Origin of the sequence: Spongiibacter nanhainus, from assembly GCF_016132545.1 — a bacterium.
Taxonomy (GTDB): Bacteria; Pseudomonadota; Gammaproteobacteria; order Pseudomonadales; family Spongiibacteraceae; genus Spongiibacter; species Spongiibacter nanhainus.
The window spans coordinates 835,899-861,312 of record NZ_CP066167.1; the positions used below are offsets into that span (position 1 = coordinate 835,899).

At 55.0% G+C, this 25,414-nt stretch carries 18 protein-coding genes; 14 read left to right on the plus strand and 4 right to left on the minus strand.

What is annotated here, in order from left to right; genetic code table 11:
• The first annotated feature begins 3 nt into the window (after positions 1-3).
• The 5 genes from bioF (at position 4) to I6N98_RS03820 (ending at position 7,441) form a co-directional block, all read left to right on the plus strand.
• On the plus strand, positions 4-1,185 hold the full coding sequence (bioF, locus tag I6N98_RS03800; RefSeq protein ID WP_198571534.1) for an 8-amino-7-oxononanoate synthase: 1,182 nt from the start codon (positions 4-6) through the stop codon (positions 1,183-1,185).
• Positions 1,185-2,780: a malonyl-ACP O-methyltransferase BioC gene (gene bioC / locus I6N98_RS03805; protein WP_198570479.1), complete on the plus strand. Its 1,596-nt coding sequence runs from the start codon at positions 1,185-1,187 to the stop codon at positions 2,778-2,780. Before bioF ends, bioC begins: the two co-directional genes overlap by 1 nt.
• Positions 2,767-3,477: a dethiobiotin synthase gene (bioD, locus tag I6N98_RS03810; RefSeq protein WP_198570480.1), complete on the plus strand. Its 711-nt coding sequence runs from the start codon at positions 2,767-2,769 to the stop codon at positions 3,475-3,477. The genes bioC and bioD overlap by 14 nt, the downstream gene beginning before the upstream one ends.
• A 213-nt stretch (positions 3,478-3,690) precedes the next feature.
• Entirely contained in the window at positions 3,691-5,478 is a 1,788-nt protein-coding gene (locus I6N98_RS03815) for an acyl-CoA dehydrogenase C-terminal domain-containing protein (protein ID WP_198570481.1), read from the plus strand.
• Positions 5,479-5,650: 172 nt separating this feature from the next.
• Positions 5,651-7,441, plus strand: a complete 1,791-nt coding sequence (locus I6N98_RS03820; RefSeq protein WP_198570482.1) for an acyl-CoA dehydrogenase C-terminal domain-containing protein — start codon at positions 5,651-5,653, stop codon at positions 7,439-7,441.
• 102 nt (positions 7,442-7,543) lie between these two features.
• Here I6N98_RS03820 and I6N98_RS03825 read toward each other — a convergent pair whose 3' ends face one another.
• Complete coding sequence (locus I6N98_RS03825; RefSeq protein ID WP_198570483.1) at positions 7,544-8,455, minus strand: alpha/beta hydrolase; 912 nt, start codon at positions 8,453-8,455, stop codon at positions 7,544-7,546.
• A gap of 186 nt (positions 8,456-8,641) precedes the next feature.
• On the opposite strand from I6N98_RS03825, the gene I6N98_RS03830 reads away from it, so the two are divergent.
• Positions 8,642-9,058: a hypothetical protein gene (locus tag I6N98_RS03830; protein ID WP_198570484.1), complete on the plus strand. Its 417-nt coding sequence runs from the start codon at positions 8,642-8,644 to the stop codon at positions 9,056-9,058.
• A 177-nt stretch (positions 9,059-9,235) separates the two neighbouring features.
• On the opposite strand, the gene I6N98_RS03835 is transcribed toward I6N98_RS03830, so the two are convergent.
• On the minus strand, positions 9,236-10,351 hold the full coding sequence (locus tag I6N98_RS03835; protein WP_198570485.1) for a saccharopine dehydrogenase family protein: 1,116 nt from the start codon (positions 10,349-10,351) through the stop codon (positions 9,236-9,238).
• Positions 10,352-10,566: 215 nt separating this feature from the next.
• Between I6N98_RS03835 and I6N98_RS03840 the strand changes: the two genes are divergently transcribed.
• Positions 10,567-11,565 (plus strand): AraC family transcriptional regulator, encoded by a 999-nt coding sequence (locus I6N98_RS03840; protein WP_198570486.1) that lies wholly within the window; start codon positions 10,567-10,569, stop codon positions 11,563-11,565.
• On the opposite strand, the gene I6N98_RS03845 is transcribed toward I6N98_RS03840, so the two are convergent.
• Both I6N98_RS03845 and I6N98_RS03850 read right to left on the minus strand, forming a co-directional pair.
• Positions 11,552-12,589 carry an AraC family transcriptional regulator gene (locus tag I6N98_RS03845; RefSeq protein ID WP_198570487.1) on the minus strand — a complete coding sequence of 346 codons (1,038 nt, stop codon included), beginning with the start codon at positions 12,587-12,589 and terminating at the stop codon, positions 11,552-11,554. The two genes, I6N98_RS03840 and I6N98_RS03845, sit on opposite strands and share 14 nt — an antisense overlap.
• 210 nt (positions 12,590-12,799) lie before the next feature.
• A complete protein-coding gene (locus tag I6N98_RS03850) occupies positions 12,800-13,744 on the minus strand; it encodes an NmrA family NAD(P)-binding protein (RefSeq protein ID WP_198570488.1) in 945 nt (314 codons plus the stop codon).
• A gap of 437 nt (positions 13,745-14,181) precedes the next feature.
• On the opposite strand from I6N98_RS03850, the gene I6N98_RS03855 reads away from it, so the two are divergent.
• The 7 genes from I6N98_RS03855 (at position 14,182) to I6N98_RS03885 (ending at position 25,320) form a co-directional block, all read left to right on the plus strand.
• Entirely contained in the window at positions 14,182-15,510 is a 1,329-nt protein-coding gene (locus I6N98_RS03855; protein WP_198570489.1) for an acyl-CoA dehydrogenase family protein, read from the plus strand.
• A gap of 9 nt (positions 15,511-15,519) precedes the next feature.
• Positions 15,520-16,755, plus strand: a complete 1,236-nt coding sequence (locus tag I6N98_RS03860; RefSeq protein ID WP_198570490.1) for a thiolase family protein — start codon at positions 15,520-15,522, stop codon at positions 16,753-16,755.
• Between the two features lie 11 nt (positions 16,756-16,766).
• Complete coding sequence (locus I6N98_RS03865; protein WP_198570491.1) at positions 16,767-18,395, plus strand: AMP-binding protein; 1,629 nt, start codon at positions 16,767-16,769, stop codon at positions 18,393-18,395.
• A gap of 165 nt (positions 18,396-18,560) precedes the next feature.
• Entirely contained in the window at positions 18,561-21,032 is a 2,472-nt protein-coding gene (locus I6N98_RS03870; protein ID WP_232787453.1) for an efflux RND transporter permease subunit, read from the plus strand.
• Positions 21,033-21,117: 85 nt separating this feature from the next.
• On the plus strand, positions 21,118-22,500 hold the full coding sequence (locus tag I6N98_RS03875) for a DUF1329 domain-containing protein (protein WP_198570492.1): 1,383 nt from the start codon (positions 21,118-21,120) through the stop codon (positions 22,498-22,500).
• Positions 22,500-23,432 carry a WD40/YVTN/BNR-like repeat-containing protein gene (locus I6N98_RS03880; protein ID WP_198570493.1) on the plus strand — a complete coding sequence of 311 codons (933 nt, stop codon included), beginning with the start codon at positions 22,500-22,502 and terminating at the stop codon, positions 23,430-23,432. Before I6N98_RS03875 ends, I6N98_RS03880 begins: the two co-directional genes overlap by 1 nt.
• Positions 23,433-23,493: 61 nt before the next feature.
• On the plus strand, positions 23,494-25,320 hold the full coding sequence (locus I6N98_RS03885; RefSeq protein ID WP_337924611.1) for a DUF1302 family protein: 1,827 nt from the start codon (positions 23,494-23,496) through the stop codon (positions 25,318-25,320).
• Positions 25,321-25,414: the final 94 nt, after the last annotated feature.

Sequence of the window (25,414 nt, forward strand, 5' to 3'; positions counted from 1 at the left end):
ATGATGGACGCCGTACTGCGGCGCCGGTTGCAAGAGCGTCAATCCCAATCCCGCTATCGGCGGCGGCGCACTGTCGCATCGCCCCAGGGGCGGGAAATCCAGCTCAACGGCCGCCGCGTCCTGCAATTCTGCAGCAACGATTACCTGGGCCTGGCCAATCACCCCGCGCTTGTCGACGCGATGCAGCAAACTGCGGATCGCCGCGGCGTTGGCGCTGGCGCTTCGCATCTGGTCTGTGGTCACTCCGATATTCACCATCAGCTGGAGCAGCGACTGGCTGCCATCACCGGCCGCGATCGGGCGCTGCTGTTCTCCACCGGCTACATGGCCAATCTGGGCACCGTCTCCGCGCTGTTGGGCAAGGGCGATCACATTTTAGAAGACCGCCTCAACCATGCATCACTGCTGGATGCCGGCCTGCTCAGCGGTGCCCGCTTTCAACGCTTTCAACACAACAGCCTGGACGACCTGTCCCGCCGGTTGAGCAAACTCCCCGACGACGGTCAGCGCCTGATTGTGGTGGATGCCGTCTACAGTATGGATGGCGACCGGGCGCCGCTGGCGGAGCTGGCGTCCCTCAGTGCCCAGCACAATGCCTGGCTGATGGCGGACGACGCCCACGGCTTTGGGGTGTTGGGGGAGCACGGCGCTGGCAGTGCCCAAGAGGCGGGGCTGGATCAGCAGCAGCTGCCGGTGTTGATGGGGACATTGGGCAAGGCCATTGGCAGTTTCGGTGCCTTTGTCGCCGGCAGCGAAACCTTGATCGAGAGCCTGATTCAATTTGCCCGCCCCTATATCTATACCACCGCCATGCCTCCTGCGGTGGCGGCGGCGACCTTGGCGGCGCTGGACCTACTTGAGACGGAAGCCTGGCGGCGTCAGCACCTCAGTTCGTTAATTACCCGCTTTCGCACCGGCGCCCAGGCCCTGGGCTTGCCGCTGATGGCTTCTACCACAGCGATTCAGCCTCTGCTGGTGGGAGAAGAGGAGCGGGCACTGGCGATTAGCCGGGACCTGGAAGAGCGCGGTGTGCTGATTTCCGCTATTCGCCCGCCCACTGTCCCCCAAGGTACATCCCGACTGCGTATAACGCTCTCCGCGGCCCACACTGAAAAGGACATCGATACACTGCTTGAGGTCTTGTCGGAGGCCTGGCAGCCGCAACACAGGAGCCCACAGGACTGATGACGGCGGTGTATCGGGAGCGCCTGCCCGCCTTCAGCGCGGACGCAGGGGAGGTGGTCTTGCTCACTGGCTGGGCCAGCTCAAGCCATATTTGGCGTCACCTGCTGCCGGCCTTGCGGCGGGATTTTAATATTACCCTGCTGGATCTGCCACTGGACGCAGAGGACCCCCTTGCCGCGCTGTTGCCTTATCTTCCCCCGCGCGCGGTTTACCTGGGCTGGTCTCTGGGCGGGATGATCGCCACCCGTCTGGCGGCGCGTCATCCCCGGCGGGTCAGCGGTCTGGTCACCGTTGCCAGCAATAGCTGTTTTGTGGCCAATGACGCTTGGCCGGCGGCAATGGCGCCGGCGACCTTTGACAGTTTTTATCGTTTGTTTGAGCAGCGTCCTGATAAAGGCCTGTCGCGCTTCCAATTGCTGCAAAGCCACGGTGACGAGCAGCGGGATAGGGTCATGGCGGCCTTGTCTGGGTTGCCCCATACCCAGTCCCACAGTGCGCTGCTGACCGGTTTGAACTGGCTGCGGGACTGGGACAATACGTCCGAACTCACGCAAATCGCCTGTCCCACCATGCATGTGTTTGGCGAATCGGATGCCCTGGTGCCGGTGTCGGCTGCCACTGCGATAGCGGAGCGTTGCGCCGATCAGCATTGCGAGGTCATGGCCGGCTGTGGGCACCTGCCCTTTGTGTCGCGGGCAGCGGATTTTTTGGCATGCTGCCAGCGCTTTTTTGAGCGCAGCGGATTACTGGGGGAGTCTGCACTCCAGCGGGAACAGCACTGGCTCAGCGACCGCCAATTTAAGCGCGACGTGGCGCGCTCTTTCAGTCGCGCAGCGCAGAGTTACGACAGTGTTGCAGAGTTGCAGCGGCGGGTGGCAGATCGCTTGTTGGCATCGCTGCCGGATTGCCGTGATAAACGGCTGGTGGATTTGGGTTGCGGCACCGGTTATAGCCTGCCGGCCCTTGCCGAGCGGGCTGGCGGCGGCGAACTGCTCGCCCTGGATATTGCCGAGGGCATGCTGGATTACGCCCGGCAGCGCTGCCAGCAAGCCGCTGACACTCAGGTCGATCAGTGGATTTGCGGAGATGCCGAGGACCTGCCCTTAGCGGACGACAGTGTCGATGTGATTTTTTCCAGCCTATCCCTGCAGTGGTGTCATAAGCCCGGCGCGCTCTACACTGAGCTGGAGCGGGTGCTGCGCCCGGGAGGCGTGGCGGTGATAGCGACTCTGGGCCCGGAGACCCTGCACGAGCTGCGGGCGGCGTGGCAGCAGGTGGACGGCTATGTTCACGTCAATGCCTTTGAGTCCCGAGCGACCATTGAAGAGGCCATCCACGCCAGTCGGCTGCATTTGGACAGTTGGTTGGATATCCCCGAAGCCGTCTATTACCAGCGTCTCGGCGAGTTGACCCGGGAACTGAAAAGCCTCGGCGCCCACAACGTCAACGATGGGCGCCCTGGCGGGCTGACCGGGCGGCAGCGATTGAGTCGTCTTACTGCAGCTTACGAGCAGTTCAGAGACGACGAAGGACGGTTACCGGCCAGTTATCAAGTTTGGAATATTACGGTGAGCAAGCCCTATGCCGAACACTGATATCGCGGCTAAGCCGCGCCATAAAAGCTATTTTATCGCCGGTACCGACACCGATGCCGGCAAAACCCTGGTGGCCACCGGCCTATTGCGTGCAGCCAAGCAGCGGGGGCTGCGAACCTTGGCAGTCAAGCCGGTGGCGGCGGGCGCGGAAATGAGCGACGGCGCGTTGCGCAACGACGACGCCTTGAACCTGGCGGCGGAAATTACCGAGGCATTGCCCTACGCCCAGCTCAACCCGGTGGTTTTCGCGCCGCCGATTGCGCCCCATATCGCTGCCCAACAGGCCGGCAAGCGGGTCACGGTGGCCCAGCTGGCCGGCTTTTGTCGTGGGGTCATGATGCGCCCGGCGGATCTGTTACTGATCGAGGGTGCCGGCGGCTGGCGGGTGCCGGTCAACGACCGGGAAAGCCTCGCTGACCTGGCCGTGGAGCTGCAAGCGCCGGTGATACTGGTGGTGGGGATGAAGCTGGGCTGCCTCAATCACGCTTTACTGACGGCGGAGGCAATTCGGCGCGATGGCTTGACCCTGGCTGGCTGGGTGGCCAATCAGATCGATCCCAATATGGCCTGTGCGGACGAAAACTTTGCCAGTCTCGAGGCGCGCTTAATGGCGCCGTGCCTGGGGCGGGTTCCCCACCTTGGCGCCGCCACAGATTTGGATGCCGTGGCAAACTGCCTCGATATCTCTATTTTGTAACCTAGTGCTACTTTGTAACTTACTGAAAATAATAATATTTTTTATTTTTTTCGCTAAATCCGTAACGAATTGACCGAAATGACATTCGGGGTGATCGTTTCGGCCTTGCGCGGCGTAGAAATCTCGCTATAGTTGTCACCGTCAACATTGCCGTGACGGCGCTGCGACCCAATGGTCGTGCTGCCGCCGGCCCGAACACGCGAGGTAACTACCATGCCGCAGTACAAGGCACCGACACGCGATATCGAATTTGTTTTAAAGGATGTGCTGGACAGCAGCAGCCACTACGCCGCACTGGCGGGTCGCGAAGAAGTCAGCGAAGACCTGCTCGACGCCATCATTACCGAGGGCGCAAAATTTTCTGAGAACGTGCTGTCACCCCTTAACCAAGTGGGTGACCAGGAAGGTTGCACTTGGTCGGAAGAGGGGGTCACCACGCCCACCGGCTTTAAAGAAGCCTATCAGCAATACGCCGAAGGCGGATGGCCTTCGATGACCGCCGACACTCAATTCGGTGGCCAGGGCCTGCCGCCGTCCGTCGGCATCGTGCTGACAGAAATGGTTAGCTCGGCGTGTTGGTCTTGGGGCATGTACACCGGCCTCAGTCAGTCTGCTGCCCGGTTGTTGGAGAACTACGCCAACGCCGAGCTGCAGGAAACGTATCTGCCCAAAATGACCGATGGCACCTGGGGCGGCACCATGTGCCTGACCGAGCCCCACTGTGGCTCTGACTTGGGTATTTTGCGCACCAAAGCTGAGCCCAATGCCGACGGCAGCTACAACATCACCGGCACCAAGATTTTTATCTCCGGTGGCGAGCACGACATGATGGAGAATATTGTCCATCTGGTGCTGGCGCGGATCGACGGCGCGCCGATGGGCACCAAGGGCATCTCTCTGTTCCTGGTACCCAAGTTCCTGCCGGACGCGGCCAACAACATTGGCGATCGCAACGCGGTGCACTGTGGCAGCATTGAACACAAAATGGGTATCAAGGCCTCCGCGACCTGTGTGATGAACTTTGACGGCGCCACCGGCTTCCTCGTGGGTGAGGAAAACCGCGGGCTTAACGCCATGTTCCATATGATGAACTCGGCGCGTTTGGGTACCGCACTGCAAGGTCTGTCAGCGGGTGAGCTGTCCTTCCAGGGTGCGCTGACCTATGCCCGCGAGCGTCTGCAAATGCGTTCTTTGACCGGCCCCAAAAATCCGGAAGGCCCTGCCGATCCGCTGATTGTGCACCCCGATGTGCGGCGCATGTTGCTGACGCAAAAAGCGTTGGCCGAGGGCAGCCGTGCCTTTATTTACTGGGTAGCCCAGCTGGTCGACACTTTCTACTACGGTGCTGATGAAGAGGCCCGGGAAAACGCCGAAGAGTTGTCCGAGCTGCTGACCCCCATTGCCAAAGCCTTTGTCACCGAGACTGGTCTGGAGTCTGCCAACTACGGCATGCAGGTTTACGGTGGTCACGGTTACATCTCCGAATGGGGCATGGAGCAAATTGTCCGCGATCTGCGGATTGCGACTCTCTATGAAGGTACCACCGGCATTCAGGCGCTGGATCTGTTGGGCCGCAAAGTGATGGGCACCGGCGGCAAACAGTTGATGGCCTTTACTAAGCTGATCCACAAGTTCTGCAAGTCTCAGGAACACCGGGACGAAATGACGCCCTTTATCAATAAGTTGTCGGAACTCAACAGTGAATGGGGCGAAATAACCGCTAAACTAGGCGAAAAAGCAATGGCCAACGCCGACGAAGTTGGCGCGGCATCGGTGGACTACCTGATGTACTCCGGTTACGTCGCGCTGGGCTTTATGTGGGCAAAAATGGCCGCAGTGGCTTTGGAAGGCGATCAAGATGATGCCTTCCTGAAAGCGAAGGTGCAGACCGCCCAGTTTTATTTCCAACGGATCCTGCCGCGCACCGAATCCCATAAGCTGTCGATGCTCAATGGCGCCGACACCTTGATGGCGATGCCGGAAGACGCGTTCGCGTTCTAGTTTTTGCTGCGAAGTTTGCCGCATTGCGCCGGAGCCGAGAGGTTCCGGCGTTTGTGCATCCGGCGCCTATTTGCGCAATAAGTGCCCATGCTTGCATAATTGGAAAACAATTCGGTGTAAACTTTGGCTACGCTGGTCCACTGACCAGAACCAATCGATTCGAGGTAAACTCATGCCAGACTACAAAGCTCCCCTTCGCGATATGCAGTTCGTTCTTCACGAGGTGTTTGAGGCCGAAGCCCTGTGGCAGGGCATGCCGGAAACCGCCGAGGTAAACCGCGAATTGGCCGATGCCATTCTTGATGAAAGTGCCAAAATTAACGAGAACTTGGTGGCGCCTTTGAGCCAGCCTGGCCACGAAGAGGGTGTCCACTGGGACGACGGTATCGTCACCACCCCCAAAGGCTATCCCGAGGCCTTTAAACAGCTGGCTGAAGGCGGCTGGGGCGGCCTATCTGGACCGCTGGATTTCGGCGGCCAGAATATGCCCAAGATGTTGGTGTTGTTGTTTGAGGAAATGCTCTATTCCTCCAACATTGCCATGGGTCTCTATTTGACGCTGACCTCGGGTGCCGCACTGGCCATTGACAGCCATGCGTCCGAGGAGCTCAAGGAAAAATACCTGCCTAATATGTACAGCGGTAAATGGGCGGGTGCGATGTGCCTGACCGAGGCCCACGCCGGTACCGATCTAGGGATGATCCGCACCAAGGCTGAGCCCAACGCCGATGGCAGTTACGCCATCACTGGCACCAAAATCTTTATCACCGGCGGTGACCACGACCTGACCGAGAATATCATTCACCTAGTGTTGGCAAAGTTGCCGGATGCGCCTGCCGGTTCCAAAGGTATCTCGCTGTTCCTGGTGCCCAAGGTCAAGGTCAATGACGACGGCAGCCTCGGTGACAGCAATGGCGTCAGCTGCGGCAGCATCGAGCACAAGATGGGGATCAATGCCTCTGCGACCTGTGTGATGAACTTCGACGGCGCTGAAGGCTACCTGGTCGGCGACGTCAACAAAGGCCTGCAGGGCATGTTCACCATGATGAACTACGAGCGTCTGTCGGTGGGTATTCAGGGCCTTAGTGCCGCGCAAGCCGCGTACCAGTGGTCTTGTGAATACGCCCGTGAGCGCCTGCAAAGCCGTTCTCCCTCTGGTCCCCAAAACGAAAGTGGGCCCGCTGATCCCATTATCGTTCATCCCGATGTGCGGCGTATGCTGATGACTCAAAAAGCCTTCGTCGAGGCGGGGCGGGCCTTTGCCGTTTATGTCGGCAAGCAGTTGGACGTTGCCAAGTTCGGTGAAGGCGAGGCCAAGCAGAAAGCGGCCGGTATGGTCGAGCTGCTCACTCCGGTGGCCAAGGCCTTCCTGACCGACAAAGGCCTGGAGGGCACGGTACTGGGCCAGCAGTGTTTTGGTGGTCACGGTTATATCCGCGAGTGGGGCATGGAGCAGTTGGTGCGTGATGTGCGCATCGCGCAAATCTACGAAGGCACCAACGGCATTCAGGCAATGGACCTGATGGGACGCAAGGTGGCTTCCAACGGTGGCAACTACGTTGCGACTCTTATTCAGGAGATGCGTGACTTTGCCGACAGCGCCGCAGGTGTCGACGGCATGGATGAATTTCTGTCGCCGATGACGGGTGCGATTGATACTCTCGAGGCACTGACCGCATTCGTGCTTGAGGGAGCGCAGGGTGGCGACGCCAACCTGATCGGCGCCTCTGCCAACGACTATCTACATGTGTTGGGCTACACCCTCTACAGCTATATGTGGGCAATGCAGACCAAGGCGATTTTGAGTGGCAACAGCCAGCAAGGTGAAGATTTTGATAAAGCCAAGCTGCAGACTGCTCGCTACTTTATGCAGCGCCTGTTGCCGCAGATCGACGCACTGGAATCATCAGTGCGCAGCGGCAGTGAGCTGATGATGGAGATTGATGAGGCGGCCTTCGTCTAAGCACGGCTAGCTCGGGCGCGTTGACGCGCTTTGGACGACCTGCGCTAAACCCGTTGCCGATGTTTCGGTAACGGGTTTTTTGTGGGCGTCGCTTGCTGCGTGTCAGGCTATATCCCGACCAGTGTGCTTGTCGAGAAAGTCGAGCTGAATCGCCAGAACCTGCTCTAAAAACTTGCCGGTATAGACCTGAAAATGATTGCAGGGTAGTTCATGGTATTCACCCTGGGGAATGTCCTCGGCCATTTTTTTCGCCGACTGCGCGGGGGTAATACTGTCGTGTTTGCCGGCGATAATTAGTGTCGGGACTTTAATGCGGGACGCGTGGTGATTGGGGCTGAACAGGGGCAGCTTGAGGAACACCCGCGATAACACCTTGTTCTGCCACTGGGAGTGTTCGGGGACAATGCTAAACCAGCCGTCCCAGCACTCTTCACTGCTCATCGTGGCGTAGTCCCCCGGCCTGCCAACAACTGGGCTGTAGTGTTGATACCCCACTATCGAGCCGATCGTATCCGCAAGGCCGGAAACCGTCATCCGCAACAGGTTTTTCAGCGGAATGTTTCGCGCTGTCGCGATGCCGTTGATATGGGGTACTTGCGCCATAACCGCGGCAACCGGCACGTCCTCGCTGGCCAATTGCAACACGTGACCACCACTGAATGAGGAGCCCCACAGCACGATTCGGGTGGGATCAATGCCGTCTAGCTTACCGACGTGGGCAATGGCATTGCGCCAGTCCTGCTGATGGCGTTTGGGGTCGACCCAGTGCCGGGGAGTACCGTCGCTGTCGCCAAAACAACGGTAGTCAAAGTAATAGGCGGCAAAGCCGTGCTCGACAAAGTGGCGGGCTATTTCGGGTAGCTGGAAACTGCGCTCGGCCGCAAAGCCGTGGGCCAGAATAACGATGGGGTTCGGGCCTGGATTATCCGGTCGCAGCAGCGTTCCCCGGCAGGTCTCTCCGTGACTTTGAAAGTCGCTAAGTTGGCTGGAATAGCCGGCGGTGTCTTTAGCCATTTTCGCTCCTGTGATTTTTTTTGGTATGGCGGCGAATACGTGCAAGATTAACAGTAATTGCGGCGGTTCAATGCATAATGTGGCCCGTTGTCGCGGATCAACATAAAACTTGTCGCCTGCAATCATCATGGCGGCACGGGTCAACTCCTATTATTAAATTCACTCGAATAACAAGAGAATTGTGCTATGCAAAATGAACAAACCTGGAAGAATTTTTTCCGCTTCGCTGCGTTATTTAATTTCGCTGCGGCGCTGGCGCTATTGTTCGCCTCTGAGTTGTTTTTCTCGCTTTTGATGATGCCCGACCGGTTGACGATTGAGGCCTTGCCCTGGATTCATCAGTTTGCGGTGTTGGTGGCGACCTTTGGGGTAGGCTACTGGGCGATCTCTCAGGACCCGGCTGGTAAGCGAGACATAATCTGGATGGGTTGTCTGGGTAAAACCCTGGTGTTTTTGATGGCGTGGTTCGACTTTTTCTTTAATGACCTACCTATCGGCTTCCCTTTGTTAGTCGTTGCCGATTTGGCCTTTGCCGGCGTGTATTTTGTCTTCTTGCGCAGCTTGGGGCGCGGCACTGCATATCGGCGGGAAGTGATTCGCTAGGTGCTTGTTGCGGGATTGACGGCTTGGCCTAGTCAATCCCCAAAGGCGTGTCGTTCGATACGTCGATGGGTAGGGCAATGAGTAGGGCAATGAGTAGGGCAGAGAGTATGGCAGACAGTAGGGCAGAGAGTGAGCCGATGAGTTGAAAGCCGGCGGCAAAGCCGCCGGCTTATACGGTTAGTCCGGCAGGTTGGTGTAACCGGTTTTGTGGAAGTGCTCCAGCAGCTCTCTGTGGCCGAATGCGCCGGTCGCTGATTGGAAGCCTGCGGCTTTCAAGTCGCCGTTCAGCAAACGGGATGCTGACTCTGCACAAATCTCACCGGTAAAGGTGTAGGGCGCGTTCAGTGACAGCGGGAATACCGTTGTGACCTGGCGACCCTGGCCAATACAGGTGATCACTGTGCGGTGAATGTCACGGCTGTCTTTGGGGGGCTCCGCCGGCGTCATTTCGTCACCGTAGTTGTTGGTCAGTTCTTCCTTCTGCTCCTGAGTCATTCCCTGAGACTCTTCATTAAAGCGGTGAACCAGACCCACCACAGCCTCGATGATTTCATCGCCAAAGGCAGTGAGTACCTTAAGGTTGCGGACGCGGTCATCGTGCTCGTACCAAACCGGCTCACAGCCACCGCTCCACGGCAGAGCCAGTTGCGGCTGTGACAAATGTGGAACACAGATGGTGTAATGACGGTCGCCTTGCCATTCCACCATCTCGTTGTCCTTGATGTAGTACTGCGGGTTGTTCACCATGCGCAGGAAGGATCTGGTCGAGGCCTGAGAAGGCAGGGCGTTGTTGATTTGGTAAGTGATGTCGAGGGTGTCGACGCCTTCGGTTTCCAGAACCACTTCGGCTGCCAGCGCGCCTGCTACCCACATATAACTGTTGGCCGGGCTCAGCAGCAGGTTCTTTTCCGCAAAGGCTTTGCCGTACTTGTCGCGGGCGACGATTGTAAAGTCCTGTTCGCCGGTGGTGTCGAGGTAGTGGCAGTTGGTCTCCAGGCACGCTTCAATAACGGGCCAGGCAAGTTGCATGAATGGGCCGGCGACGTTGATGACTACTTCCACTTTTTCAAACAGTGGCACGAGTTCTTCACGGGTATTAGCCGCTTGAACAATGGTGGCTTCGTTGCAGGGGCGGCCCAGACGTTCCTCTACAATTTTAAGCGACGATTCCAATTTTGCTTGGTTACGTCCGGAGAAGTAAAAGGGCATATTGCGTTCGGCTAGGCACTCGGCTACCAGCTTTCCGGTATAACCGCTGCCGCCATACACAACAATTTTTGGTGATTCTGACATCGTGAACTCCTTAGAATTATGTTGTTGGCTCGCCGCGATATCCAGCGCACAAGGTCGACTGGCCAACGCGATTAAGCCGTTTTAAAGTAACGGAGCGTTAAAAATTAGCGAATGCGAAATGTGGACACGGCCTTGCGAAAAGCGGACAGTGGTGCTATTTTTTTAAACGGTGTTTTCGTAGAGATAAAAAGAAGTATTCGGAGCGCTAGTTAACAATGAAACCTCGCTATCACTCGGCTAAAACCATCCTCGCACCGCTCAATGCAATGCGCTCAAAAGGTATTTCGGTAGCGCAGGCTTTGACGGGAACCGGCCTGTCACTATCAATACTCAATCGGCCTGAACAGCATGTGCATCTCAGTCAAGAGCTGGTTTTTCTGCGCAACCTGCGCACAGTCAGTCGAGACCCGATGGTCGGTCTCAAGGTGGGCGCGTGTTATCCCTTGAGTTTGTTTGGCATATACGGCTACGCCTTAATGAGTGCGCAGAACGTGGGAGAAGCGCTGCGTTTGGCATATCAGTTCGTGGAGCTGAGTTTTGCCTTCTACGACCATGAATTTACTGCTGAAGACGATGTGCTGGTAATGACCATGCAGGCGCAGGAGTATGCCGACGAGGATATTCCTATGCTGAACGAGCGCGAGGTCATGGCGACAATGATGATTTTGCGGGGGCTATTGGGGGATGATTTTTCGCCGCTTAAAGTACAGTTTTCCCATTCGCCTCAAGGGAAAAAATTGATTTATCGAGAGTTGCTAAATTGCGCGGTAGAGTTCGATTGCGACAGCAATAATATTCAGTTGCCCATGGCAGTGTTGGAGACGCCTCTGCTGCAGTGTGATAGCGACACTGCGGCTTTGTGTATTGATCGCTGTGAGCGATTGAAGGCGCGCCTGGATGAGGAAGTCAGCATTGTTGACGAGGTGCGGGAGCGCCTCTTACTGCGCCCCGGCTATTTTCCCAATATCGAATCCCTCGCTGCACAGCTCAATATTTCAGGGCGCACGCTGCGCCGACGTCTGGCAGAGCAAAATACCGGATATCAACAGATTGTCGACCAGATCCGTTACGAACTGGCCAGGGAGTATTTAAGCGGTACTGATATCGGTATAGAACAAATTTCGGCGTTGCTGGGTTACAGCGATCCAGCGCATTTTTCCCACGCATTTCGCCGCTGGTCCGGCAGTTCGCCCTCGTGCTTCAGAGACCAATAGCCACCTTGTGACGAACCTCTGAAGGATTGTCGCCGGTCCAGCGTTTATAGGCGTGGCAAAAGCTGGAAGCGTCGGCATAACCCAGTCGCACCGCAATGTCCTCCAGTGTGAACTGGGTGCTCTGTAAATACTCGATGGCCAGGTTTTTACGGATGTCTTCGAGAATGTCCTTGTAACTGGTGTCTTCCTGTCTGAGCTTTCGCTGGACGGTACGGGGCGTCATGCCCAGATAGTCGGCAATGGTCTCCAGGGTAAAGATTTCCCGGGGTGACGACAGGATGTGATTGCGCACTATGTCTGAGAATGTGTAGTTTCTAGCCAGCTGTGCGCAGATTTTTTCGCACTCTTTGTCGTAAATACGGGACGTCTCCGGTTCGGACTGGGCCAGTGGCTCGTAGAGGGTGTCGGCGGCAAAGGTGTAGCGGTTTTCCTCGGCTTCAAAAATAACCGGGCATTGAAAATAGCGCTCATACTCCTCGGCGTAGCTGGGCTTCGGGTGTTTAAGACGAACCTCTTGAACGGGAATGTCCCGACCCAGGGCCTCTTTGAAAATGGTATGGGAGGCGACCAGTCCACGGTCAATCATGTACTGATGACTGCCGCCCAGATCCCGCAACTTGTCAAGACTGACGTGGGCCTTGCCGTCACGCACTGTGGTAATCCATTGCATGTAGGTCCAGGTCATCAGAATGTTCTTGTAGAGAACTGTCATGCCTCTTAGCAGGTCTGGGCTGGTCATCACCGCCAGTCCAAGCAGCCCGTAAGCAGAGAGGTGGTAACGGCTACCTACCACTAAACCCAGGTCGGGGCGATCCAAGGCCAGTATGACTTGTTCCGTAAAGCCCAGCTCTTGATGGGGGGTAAGTTGATAGGTTGTGCTGCCGAGAGAGTCCGGCGGGATGTGGGCCTTCTCCAGCAGGGCTATCGGGTCAATATCGTGCTCTTTTAGGAGCGTAATCAACGGGTTAAGGCCATGGATCAGATGCCGTGCCGGTGGCGTATTTAAAGATGAGCGCAGCTCCATGAATGACGTAACTCTTATTGGTGTTATTTATCGATGTCGTAAATTAACAATCAATGGTGGCGGTGTAAACGCTTTCCTGTCCGGAGGGCGGTCCGCTTTGTGACCGCCTTCTAGGATTTAAGCAATTCCGCCAGTCCTAGACGTACCCGCGGCAAAAATGGATCAGCCCGGCGGATATCCGGCCGGGCGTCAAGCCGCTAGGGTGGGGAGTTAGACCAGTTGTTGCATCATTTCTGCCGCCGGCTCAATGATCTCGGCAATGGCTGTTTTTAACGGCGTGCCTTGAAATTCTGGCAGGTGTCTACCGTTCCAGTTTGCCCACAGTGGCATGCCCTCGGGGCATTCGGCGCCGGCGATGCCGATAGGTAGCAGTAGATCCCGAACAAAGCCCGGGCCGGACTCATCGCGCATTTTTTTCATTTCTTCTGCGTTCATATAGACGCGCTCGACCTTTCTTCCCAATACGGCTTCCCGCTCGGCCAATAACTCATTCCAGCTCATATAGGCAGTGGCGGCGACGGGGCACTGAGCGTTGCGGGATAGCGGATGGGCCAGGACGTGGGGGATGATGCGCCCGACATCTCGACCGCAAGACCAGGACACTTTCCGGTCGCCGTCTATCGGTACGACGACGGGCTCAACCATGTAATATTCGGGCCACAGACCTGCGGGAATGATGGTGTAGTCCATTCCAGAGAGTTCTATTACCCTGCGCAGGAAGGCCTTCTGTTTTGCCATGGTGCGATGCGGATGTGATGTTGGCCAGAATTGCTCCCATTCGTAGATATAGCCAAATTCCGAGGGGACAAAACGCTCTACACCCGCTTCCTTTGCGGCAAAGATAAGTGGGTACTGGGATTCCGTTGCCGATATCGGTACGCAGGAGACTAGGTAGTCTGTGCCCTGCAGTGCCGGTATGAGCTCGACGTGATCTGTGACATCAGCCTCGATGATTCTAACGCCGCGGGCAGTCCAGTCCTGCCATAGTTGTTGCTTTTCGGCATCCTCTTTGGAGACACCCGAGGACGATTTTTCAGTCTGCCCTGGTTTGCGTTTTAGCACCTGTACTTCAAAGTCGGGATGCTCGATACACTCGTTTACACAGGCTTGGCCGGCGGTGCCTGAGGCGGCGAACACGGTTATCGTCTTCTTCATAGCTTTCTCCAGTATCTTATTGCTTATTGTTCTGCGGGCGTATTTTGCGGAAGCCCCGCTACGTTATCGCGCCATTTAGTGCTGTGAAGATGTCCTAAATGACGCCGGATTGTATTGGCTTAAAGCGATGATTAGAAAATAGCGAAGTCGGCAAAAGGGGCGAATGCGAAAAGCGGACACGTGCTTGCGAATTTTGGCCAGTCGCTCTTGTTAAGGCAAACCGCTTCATTAATTACGGTGAGCTGGATCGCATACTCCCAACGTTAAACAGCGGCGGTGGCTTGGGGTTTTTGGCTTGTACGGGCGGTGCGTCCTGTTAGTGCTGTCGCAAATTAACAGCCAATCTGTCTGCTACTAACATCTTCTCCCTGCTACCTATTGGCTATTCTGAGCTCATCCAAATTTCTCTAACAACGATAAAAGTTGAGGATGTCACAATGAGTAACGCTGCTGCTCAAGCTGTAGATTCAAGTAACACAGACTATCGGAATCTCGACGCACCTGTGTATAACTGGCCGGATGTTCCCAAGGGCAGTTTCACTATCACGGGTGCTGAGGCGACTCTGCCCGAACATATTGCCGAGTTTCAAAAGACCTTGCGTGACTTTGCCATCAACGTCATGCGTCCAATTGGTTTGAAACTGGACAAAATGACCCCGGAAGAAGTTATTGCTGAAGACTCTCCGTATTGGGAGTTCCGCAAAAAATACCTGGAATTAGGTGTAACCGTCGAGGCAATGATGGAGCTCGAGCCTAACGAGGCGGCACTACTGTTCTCCATTTTGTTCGAAGAGTTGGGCTACGGCGATGCCGGTTTGGCTATTTCCGTGGCGGCGGGAATTCTGCCCCAGTGGCTGAGTGCCAAGTTCGGCCGCATGGATTTGTATAAAGAATTTCCTGATGAAGTTCTCGGCTGTTGGGGTATTACCGAACCCGATCACGGTAGCGATACCTTGGACCCCAGTAAGGCCGCCGCATCACCGGTGGGCGACTATGGCCGGCCCAATTTGGTGGCGGATCTTACTGGCGACGATATTGTACTCAACGGCCAAAAGTCGGCGTGGGTATCCAACGGCGTTATCGCCGACGTATGTATTGTTTACTGCGCTGCCGATGTGGGTAATGGTCCCGATCCTACCCGCGGCGCGACTATCGTCTTCCCCATGAACTTGCCTGGCATTTCCCGGGGTAAACCTTTGGATAAGTTGGGGCAGCGAGCCCTGAACCAGGGGGAAATCTTCTTTGATAACGTGAAGATACCCAGAAAATATTTGCTTGCCGGCCCAGAAGACTATCAGCGTGCGCTGTACTGTATCCACTCTGAGGCCAACGCGCTGATGGGCTCGGTATTTGCGGGCTTGGCGCAGGCGGCGGCGGAGGCTGCATTGGATTATGCCCACGAGCGTAAAGCGGGCGGGGTAAAAATCATTCATCACCAGTCTGTTAAAACGCGTCTCTTCCATATGTTCCGCAAAGTGGAAGTGTCCCGAGCCCTTACCCGCCGGGTGCTGGCTTACAACAATGACGCTGCGGTAGCGGTGCCATCGCTGTGTTCGGCGATGTTTGCAAAAACGACTTCTACCCAAAACTGCTTTGAGGTGACCAGCGACGCGCTACAGATTTTTGGCGGCAACGGGCTTACCAAGGAGTACCCCATTGAGAAAATGTTGCGTGATGCTCGTGCCTCTATGATCGAGGACGGCTGTAACGAAGTTATTGCCATTAAGGGCGGTGCTTACCTCATCGATGAAGATAAGTTGGGTTAAGGATTCAGCATGAAGCAAAATGCCTACGTAGCAGGGGTCGGGATGACCCCTTTTGGCAACGCCATGGGGACGACGCTGAGCGACTTGGCTGGCGCCGCTATTCGCGAAGCCATCAAAGATGCCGGAATCTCGGACAAACAGTTGCAGGCGGCCTACATGGGTAATGCCGCAGCTGGGGTGATCACTGGGCAGGTTTGTGTGCCGGGACAAGTGGTTCTGCGACATCAGGGTATCGGCCGGATTCCGGTTATTAATGTGGAGAACGCCTGTGCTACGTCTGCTACCGCATTTCAGCAGGCTTGCACCATGGTGACCCTGGGGGCTTACGATGCGGTGCTGGTATGTGGCTATGAAAAGCTCTACAGCGATGATAAGGCCAAAACCTTTTCGGTGTTTACCGGCGCGATGGATGTTGATGACCTGGATCGCATAAAGCAAAAACTCCAGGCTCGCAATGATGCCATTGGCGTGGATCTCGACATGAGTCAGGCGGGGGTTTCCCGCTCCATTTTTATTGATATCTATGCCACCTGGGCACGGGAGCACATGGCCAAGTGGGGGACTTCTCAGCGGCAGCTGGCCGCCGTCTCCGCCAAAAATTCTTACCACGGCAGTCTCAACCCTCTATCCCAGTTCCGGGATGTGGTGTCAGTCGACGATGTGATGTCGGCGCGGCCCATTGTTGACCCTCTCACTTTGCCGATGTGCGCCCCTATCGGTGATGGTGCGGCTGCGGTGGTTGTTGTCAGCGAGTCCATGGCTAAGAAGCTGGGAATGGCGCGCTGCGTGCGGGTTAGGGCAGCGAGCTTGAATAGCGGCTGGGACCTGGCTGAAGAGGAGGCAGATATTGTTCCCCAGTTGGCAGAGCAAATCTATAGCGATGCGGAACTTGGGCCTGAAGACCTGAGCTGTGTTGAGTTGCACGACGCCTCTGCAATATCAGAAATCAAGTATTACGAATTCCTCGGATTGTGCGGCAATGGCGAAGGTGGCGATTTTGTCGAGTCCGGCGCCTCAACCCTGGGCGGAAAAGTGCCGGTCAACACATCTGGGGGATTGATGCGCAAGGGGCATCCCATCGGTGCAACTGGTGCAGCGCAAATCGTCGAATTGGTTACCCAGTTGCGAGGAGAGGCAGGTGATCGACAAGTAGACGGTGCCGATGTTGCCCTGGCTGAAAACGGTGGTGGTTATATCGGCTCCGATGTGGCTGCCTTGGTATTGAGCGTCCTGTCTAAAAAATAAAAAGGTGTTCTATGAGAGACGAGCGGATACTGGCGAATTTAATCGAAGCTAAAGCTGAGACCAAGCCAGATTTTAATGTGCTGACATTTGTAAATATTCTTCCCTCTGGCGAGTTTGACGACGAAACCCGCAGCTACCAGCAATTGTGGGATGAGGGGCAGCGGGTCGCGAATGCGCTGGTTAACGAAGGCATGGACCCCGGCGATAGTTTTGCGATTATGATGCAAAACCACCCTGAGTTTATCGATGCGATGGTAGGTAGCTCGATTGCTGCTACCGTCTTTGTGCCTATCGACCCCCGCACCCGCGGAGACAAGCTCAACTACATGTTGCGCTGGGCAGACTGTAAAGGCGTATTCTGCGCCGATTATTGCCTGCCACAAGTCCTTGAGGTGTGTCAGCAGTTAGAGGACATTCGCTGGATTTGGGTGTTGGATACCGGTGAGGGCGTCAGGCTGCCAGACTCTCGGGTGGCGCTAACTAATTTTGCCCATATACAGGCGTCCAGTTGCTCGCCGATGAGCTGTCGCGTTGAGTCGCCGGAAGAAATCATGCAGATGCTTTATACCTCGGGGACAACTGGCGACCCCAAAGCCATCCGCGCACCCTATCTCCGCTTTGATGCCGTCTCCTCCCTTGGGCCTATGATCGGTTTGCGGGAAGATGACAAGCCCTATTCCGGTTTATCGCTGACCCATGCCAACGCACAGTTAATCACGCTTGGAAACAGCCTGAAAATGGAGCTGCCCAGTGTATTCAGCCGTAAATTCACCAAATCCAGGCTTTGGGATATCTGTCGTCATTACGGCTGCACGATGTTTAACCTGCTGGGCGGTATGACCACGGCAATTTATAGTGAACCTCGAAAAGAAAATGATGCTGATAACCCGGTACGCTACATCCTTAGCGCCGGTATGCCAGCAGCCATTTGGGAGGACTTCAGTCAGCGCTTTGGTGTTGAGTTGTTTGAGTTCTATGCCGCTGCGGAAGGTGGGATGATGATGAACCCGCCAGGCACTGGTCCGGTTGGCAGTATTGGTAAGCCGCCTGCCAACCTTCATGCGTGGATCATCGATGAAGAGGGCAATGAATGTGGCCCCGGTGAGCGAGGAGAGATCGTCTTTCAGTCGGTTGATCCAGATATGCCTTTGAAAATCGAGTACTACAAAAACCCCGATGCATCAGCAAAAAAAGTGCGTGATGGCGTGCTGCATATGGGCGACATAGGTCATCGGGATGAGAATGGTTGGTTCTATTTTGATAGCCGCAAAGGTGATGAGATTCGCAGAAACGGTGACTTTATCGATATTGCAAGAATCGAAAAAGTGATCGCCGAGTTTGACGACGTCGCGGATGTGTTTGTTTATGGCATACCGGCGGCCAGCGGTGTGCCGGGTGAGAAGGATGTAGTGGCTGCCGTCGTCCCGGTGGAGGCGAGGGTATTCAACCCGGACAACCTTTTGGGGCATTGTCGTCGAGCATTGGGGCGCACCGAGCTACCCAGCTATGTTCAGGTTATGTCAGAGATACCGAAAACGGCATCAGAGAAGCCTCAAATGCGTTTTTGCTATGAGCATTTTCAGGCACAACCTAACCATATTTATCGCTTTGATATACCTCAGATCAGTGTCGCAAATTGACATTGAAAGGGTCGCATCCCGTCATTGTTGGGATGCGACACCAACAATAAGCTTGATGCTAGATAAAGAAACATAACTAAGCATTAACTAACGTCGAAACCAAGTTGTTATATGTTGAGTCGCAAAAAAACAAGAAATGCGATTCACGCTAACCGGGGAAAATAAATGAATACAATACGAGCCCGTATAGCCATGGCCGTTCTGCGTCACCGCGGCATCGCCTGGCTGCTGTTCGGGGCGGTGACACTCTTTTTCGCGGTAGGCTTAAAGAACGTTACCTTGGAAACGGTCTTTTCAGATTTGCTGCCCAAAGATGACCCCTTTATCCATGTTTTTAAGGACCATCCCAATTTTGGGAACCCCTTGACGTACACCATAATGGTGAAAAATAAAAACGGCGATATCTACAACCCCGACACTTTGCAAAAGGTGTGGAACCTTACACGGGATATTGACTTAACACCGGGTGTGGATCACGACCAGATATTGTCAATCGCCTCTTCCAAGGCCCGTTACGCCACAGCGACGCCCTTTGGTATCGATGCGCAGCCCTTGATGGGTGACTCTGTACCAAAATCGTCAGAAGAAATCGCACAACTGAAGGAGAATGTCCGGAAGTCACCCAACGCGCGGGCATTTCTGATTTCGAAAGATGAGACTGCGACACTGGTGTCGGCCACTTTTATTGAACAGCGCCTGGACTACGGCGTGGCTTTTGACTTTGTGCAAAAAATTGCCGATGAAGCTCGCGACGATCAGCACGAAATTTATGTTGCTGGCCAGCCTGCGCTGACGGGTTGGGTCTACGAATACCAGCATCAGATGATAGGTATTTTTGCGGCGACCCTTAGTGCCTTGGTGGTAGCGCTGATTTTGTACACCCAAAATGTTGCCGGCGTAGTTACGCCCGTATTCGCCAGTATTATCGCGGCAATCTGGGGTTTCGGCTTTGCGGGTTGGATGGGGCTTTCCATCGAGCCCTTGCTGATGATTGTACCGCTGCTGTTAATAGCGCGGTCATTTAGTCACTGCGTGCAATTTACCGAACGCTATTACGAAATTTACGATCAGGTTGGCGATAAAGTTCGCGCCGCTGAAATTACCACCAGTGTCATGATGGCGCCGTCGGTGCTGGGTGTAATCACTGACGCCGCCGGTATTTTGCTAATATCCATTGCACCGATTCCCGCCATGGAACGCTTTGCATTTTTCTGCGGATTCTGGGCGATGATGCTGGTTCCAACCGGCGTATTCTTGGCTCCGCTATTGTTGTCAATTCTGCCTGCGCCTAAGAATATCGATAAAATTGTTTCTGAGCAGTCTGGTGGTATTCACGGGCGCATTAAGGGCGTTCTCGAAAGTATTTCAACGCTCTCACAAGGGCGCCGGGCGCGCTATACAGCGGGTGTCTTCCTTGTGGTAGGGGTTTTCTCTGTCTACCACGCTTTCAATATTCAGATTGGTAACCCCGTAGAGGGCAGTAATCTGCTATGGGAAGACTCTGAATTTAATACCTCGGTCGCAGAAATTAACAACCATTTTCCAGGTGTTAATACCCTCGAGATCATCATTGAAGATAAGGATGATGGCAATTCGGATCGGGTCGCAAAACAGGCTGATGCGGTATCTGTGATGCTGCAAATACAGCGGATTATGGAGTCTGGGGAAAATCCGCCACGGGCTACGCTGTCCTTTGCCGATTACCTTATGGATGCAAATCGCCTGATCTCAGGTGGCCACCCCAAATGGTTGCCGCTGGATAACAACGATGCCGCGGTAAATGCAGCGGCGTCGGCAGTGCTTATGGGCACAAGTCCTAAAGCCTTTTCCAATGTCGTTGACTTTGAACTGCAGAACTCCACGGTGTCATTCTGGTACCCGGACAATAAGCAGGATACGGTGGATCACGCATTGGCCAGTGCCCGCGCAGCGGTAGAAGTTGTCGGCACCGAGCACGACACCTTCACGGTGCGCTTGGGTAGCGGCACGATTGCGATTCAGCAGGCAATTAACCATGTGGTCGAGCGTTATCATTGGGCCATTATGGGTTTGCTTAACCTGGTTATCCTCTGTGTCTCCAGTTACGCCTATAAATCGATTGTGGCCGGTGTCGTGCTGCTGCTGCCGGTCAACCTGTCCAACATGATTTTGACAACCTGCATGTCATTTATGGGTATCGGCCTCGATATCAACTCGCTGATGGTGGCCGCTATCGGTGTGGGTGTAGGTATCGACTACGGTATCTATCTCCTCAGTCGTATCTGTGAGGAGTATCACGAGCGGGAAGATTACGGTAAGGCCATAACGGCGGCGCTAACCACCACCGGCAAAGCAATCATGTTTACTGCCAGTATTATGCTGCTGGGTATTCTGCCCTGGTATTTCCTCTCTGGCCTAAAATTCCTAGCCGATATGGGGCTGCTGTTGGTGCTGGTTATGCTGATCAACATGGTGATTGCCCTGGTCGTATTGCCACTTTTGGTGTGGTTGATTAAGCCCAAGTTTGTATCCAGCAAAGATATTTTGGTGTTGGGCGAAGGGATCGACGTCGGCAAGTTGCTTGCCGAAGAGGACGGTCGTGAGAAGAAGGGAGCTTCAGGCAGTAATTTTGCTGTCGCGGCGGCGGTGGATTCCTGATTCGCCGTCAGCTTTGAGCAACAAACGATGTTTGAACCGTTAAATTGAGTCAAAAGTAAATAGGGGGCTACCCCTGGAGGTAAAAATGCATATAAGAAAATACGATTTTGACTACAGTCGCCGCTTTTTCTTGGAAAAGACCGCTAAAGGTCTGGGTGGCGCCGGCGTTTTGGGATCAATGTGGCCAATGGTCGCCCACTCCGGTGAATGGAACAAAGCTTACCCCGAAGAGCTGACCTCTATTGAAGCCCATACCAAGGGCAAAGTAAAACCCGGTGATGTTATCACTGCCGACAATGTCGAGCATGTCGAGCACCTCCTGGACCCGGTTGCGGCTATGCAGGTCAAGACTATGGGGCGCCGTATTCATATCGTTGAGCCGGTTAAAGATGTCAGCCAGTTGATGCCAGCAAGCTTTTTGGAGGCGACCCTGCGTAACTCCGGAAATGCAGTGTTGGACAAAAATGGCAATGTCTACAACAAGGATGGTAGCCCCTGGAACGGTGGTATGCCTTTCCCCAATCCTAAAAACGGTGTTGAGGCGACCTACAATCTTACCTTGAGTTGGGGGCGCCACGATTATTCTCAATACGCAGTGCGCGATTGGGATATTGATGATGACGGTGACCTGTCGTACCAGTACGACTTCGTGTGGTGTGAATTGAATACCACCGGTCGCAGTGACGGTAAGGTGTGGCGCGACAAGAAAGACCTGCTTCGTTATCAATCGGTGTTCTTTACCGCACCTAACGACAGTGCGGGTACGTCCTTTTTGAACGTCTGGCACTATGATCAGCGTAAATTCCCAGACCTGCACGGCTATATTCCGGCCTTCCGTCGGGTTCGCCAATTCCCCACCAACCAGCGATTCGAGCCTCTTGTTCCAGGTATTACGCTCTATCTGTCCGACGCCTGGGCAGCCGGTGATCCCCTGCAAACCTGGGGCAATTACAAAATTGTCGGTCGCCAGCCTATGCTGGGAACCATTGGGCCCCGAAATTTCCATGGCGGCTATAACGACAACTGGGAGAAACCCGTTCACGGTGGCCCCAAAGGTCAGACATTCTTTGATACCTACATGGAGTTGGTGCCGGAGTGTCTGGTTGTCGATGCTGAGCCTACTGGCTATTCCCGCGCGCCGGTTGGCAAAAAGCGCACCTGGATCGATGTGCGCAACCAGATGTATGTGGCCTATAACACCTTCGATCGTCGCGGCGATATCTGGAAATCCTTCGAGCCGCACTACGCCCTGCAGTCCAACGACAAGACAACGATAATGGATGGTGATCATCCCGCGTGGTCCTGGTCGAGTGTGCACAGCTACGATGTGCAGTCTGCTCGCATGAGCCGCTTTGTACAGGCGAAAACGGTAACCGGTGGTTACGACAGCCACTACAACGAAGATCGTACCGACGTTTACAACAAGTACCTGACTATTCAGGCCATGCAACGTCTGGGGGCTACCTAATGAAAGCGGTACGCGCCTTACTGACCCTGTCGCTCGTGGTGGCGACAGGGCAGGGATTTGCCAGCGACGAGGGCCTTATCTATCAAGGTACCGCCCACGATGCGTTCTTTGGCATAGACGTCACTGAGCGCGGGCTAGTCGCCGTTGGCGCAGGTGGCCTCTACAGCATCAGCGCCAATGGCAAGGACTGGCAGCACACATCAATCGCGTCGCCCGACGTTTCACTGCTGTCCGTAACCGAAAAAGGAGGCGATGCCCTGGCAGTGGGTCAGGGTGGGGTGGTGATGCGCCGGGACGGCGATCGCTGGAGCGAAGTTGCCACGCCGACAAAAGAGCGACTGCTGTCTGTGGCGCAAGGGAAGGGCGGCCTGGCGTTGGCGGTCGGCGGCTTCGGCACCGTACTTCGGTCCGTCGATGGCGGCAATAGCTGGGAAAAGCTGACTATCGATTGGGAGTCTCTGATTCAGCAACCCTACGAGCCGCACGTCTACAACTGCCTGGTTGATGCTAAGGGCGACATCTTTATTGTCGGCGAATTTGGCATGATTGCTCGCTCTCAGGACCGAGGGGATACCTGGCAAGCCTTGAATAGCGGTGAAGAGTCGCTTTTTGGCATCGCTATTAATGCATCCGGTATCGGCGTTGCAGTGGGACAAAGTGGCCTTGTCCTGCGCAGCGGTGATGGCGGCGAGAGCTGGCAGGAGCTGGACTCCCAGACCGGAGCCATACTGTTGGATGTCGCGGTCCGCGACGATGGCGCTGCCGTAGTCAGCGGTATTCGCGAAGCGCTGGCAGTATCGGCCAGTGGCCGGACAGTCAGGCGCCTGAACAGTCCAGAGTTCTTGGAGGACTGGTTTGTGGATGTGGCGGTATTCCAGCGTGACTTCTACCTCGTGGGGCAACAGGCCCAAGTGGTTAAAGTAAAACTCTAATTACATACATGATCTTTGGTATGGGGACTAAATTGTGAAAATAAAAACTCATCATAAGCTTGTGACTGTCCTCGGTGCAGCGCTCGGTAGTGCACCGGTTTGGGGAGCCAGCGGTGAAGCCTTAGGTATAGACTATACATTTAGCGGTATGATCAGGCTCGAAGCCGGCTTGAAAACAGTCGACGAAGAAAACCCCTTTAATCAGCGTGGCAACCTATTTAACGGCAAAGAAGTCCAGCGTAACGGCGGTCTGCCAGTACTGGGTTTGCCGCTTCCCTCATTGACAGCGGACACTGCGACCCGCAACGGCGTGCCCGCCGATAACGACTTTAATCAGACTCAGGTCCGCATAGAAAATACGCTGCAGCTACGCTTCAGCGACAGCTTCTCCGGAACCATTAAAATGCGCGGTATTTTTGATGCGGCGGAGTACGACGAATTCGATCCGGACGATGTCGACAGTAATCGCGTCGGTTATTTGTACGAGGACGGTCCAAACTATTTCGAAAATGACGACTTCGACGACGGTGGTTCGCAGCATCCGCTAGAGGTCGCCGGTGAACAGTACATGGTGGATTTTCCGTCACTGTATTTGGACTACCAAAAGGGGCCGCTGCTGATCCGTACTGGTAATCAGCAGGTGGCTTGGGGCCAGGCGCTGTTTTTCCGGGTGATGGATGTTGCCAACGGCCTGGACCTTCGCCGTCACTTGATTCTTGATTTTGCCTCCGAGGAATACGCTGACGAACGGATGTCCGCGCCCGGAATCCGGGCCTCCTATCAATTTGCCTCGGGCTGGGAGCTGGACACCTTTATTCAAATGTTTCTGCCTTCGGTTTTGCCAAACCCAGAAACGCCCTACAACGTTATTCCCACACAGTTTACCGTTCACGACCGTTACGAGAACTACGATGAGGAGTTCAACTCCGGGTTTCGTTTGAAAGGCTACTTTGGCGACTTCGGTGTGCAGTTTATGTATACCAACCGCTACAATCCGGATGGGGTGTTCCGTTGGACCAAGTCCAATGTTAATCGGGGGGTACCTATTATTCCTGGCTCTGGCGCGATCCTGGCAGAGACTCCTCTGGAGCGTGATCCTACCGGTGTGTGGAGTGCGGAAGAGTGGTTTACCTACTCCGGTATGGCTCGCCTCGATGGGATTGAGGGCCTTAACAAGCTGATCACAGACTTCCCGTCTTCCATGTTGTTGGGGGCAACGCCGGTACAAAACTTTGAGCAAGCCAACCAAGAGCTGGACTTCTTCTTCCAGGTCGCTGGCCCGCTCCGGGGGCACATAGAGCGCACCTACCACCGCGAAGATGTCTTCGCCACCGGCTTTAGTTACGTATTTTCTGGCGAGCCGGGCAGTTGGACTGATCAGCTGATTATGAACTTAGAGATCTCCTACACGCCTGACAAAACCTTCACGTCAATCGATCTGGGGCAGGAGTATATCGTCGAAGACGAATATGTTTCTGCACTGGTGTTGGAAAAATATCAGCGCTTCAGCTCGTCCTTTCCGGCGACCTATCTGGTATTTCAGTGGATGCACCGCAGCGAGTCTGACCTGCTCGGCCGTCACTTAAGTGGCATGGGTGGCTCGGTCAACAACGCCCCCAAAGGTGTCGATGGCGGCTGGGATGGTTTGGTACTGGCGGCGCAACAGCCCTTCCCCGGTCTGGTGTGGCGGGCCGATTTCTCCATGCTTTACGACACCCGGGGCGGTTTGTTTATACAGCCGGCGCTGAAGTGGAAACCCAGCGGTAACTTGAATGTTGAGTTCTACTATAACTATCTGGACGGCTCGTTGGGTGATGAGAACGAAAACATTATCGAAACCATCGAATACGCCGAGGAGTTTGGTCTCCGGGTCGCATACCAATACTGATTGAAGCGACGTAAACAAATTTCAGCCTGAATGGGACATTTGCGGCGGCGTCATGCCGCCGGTTTTTTCCTTATCATGCTAAGTGAAGGTGGTT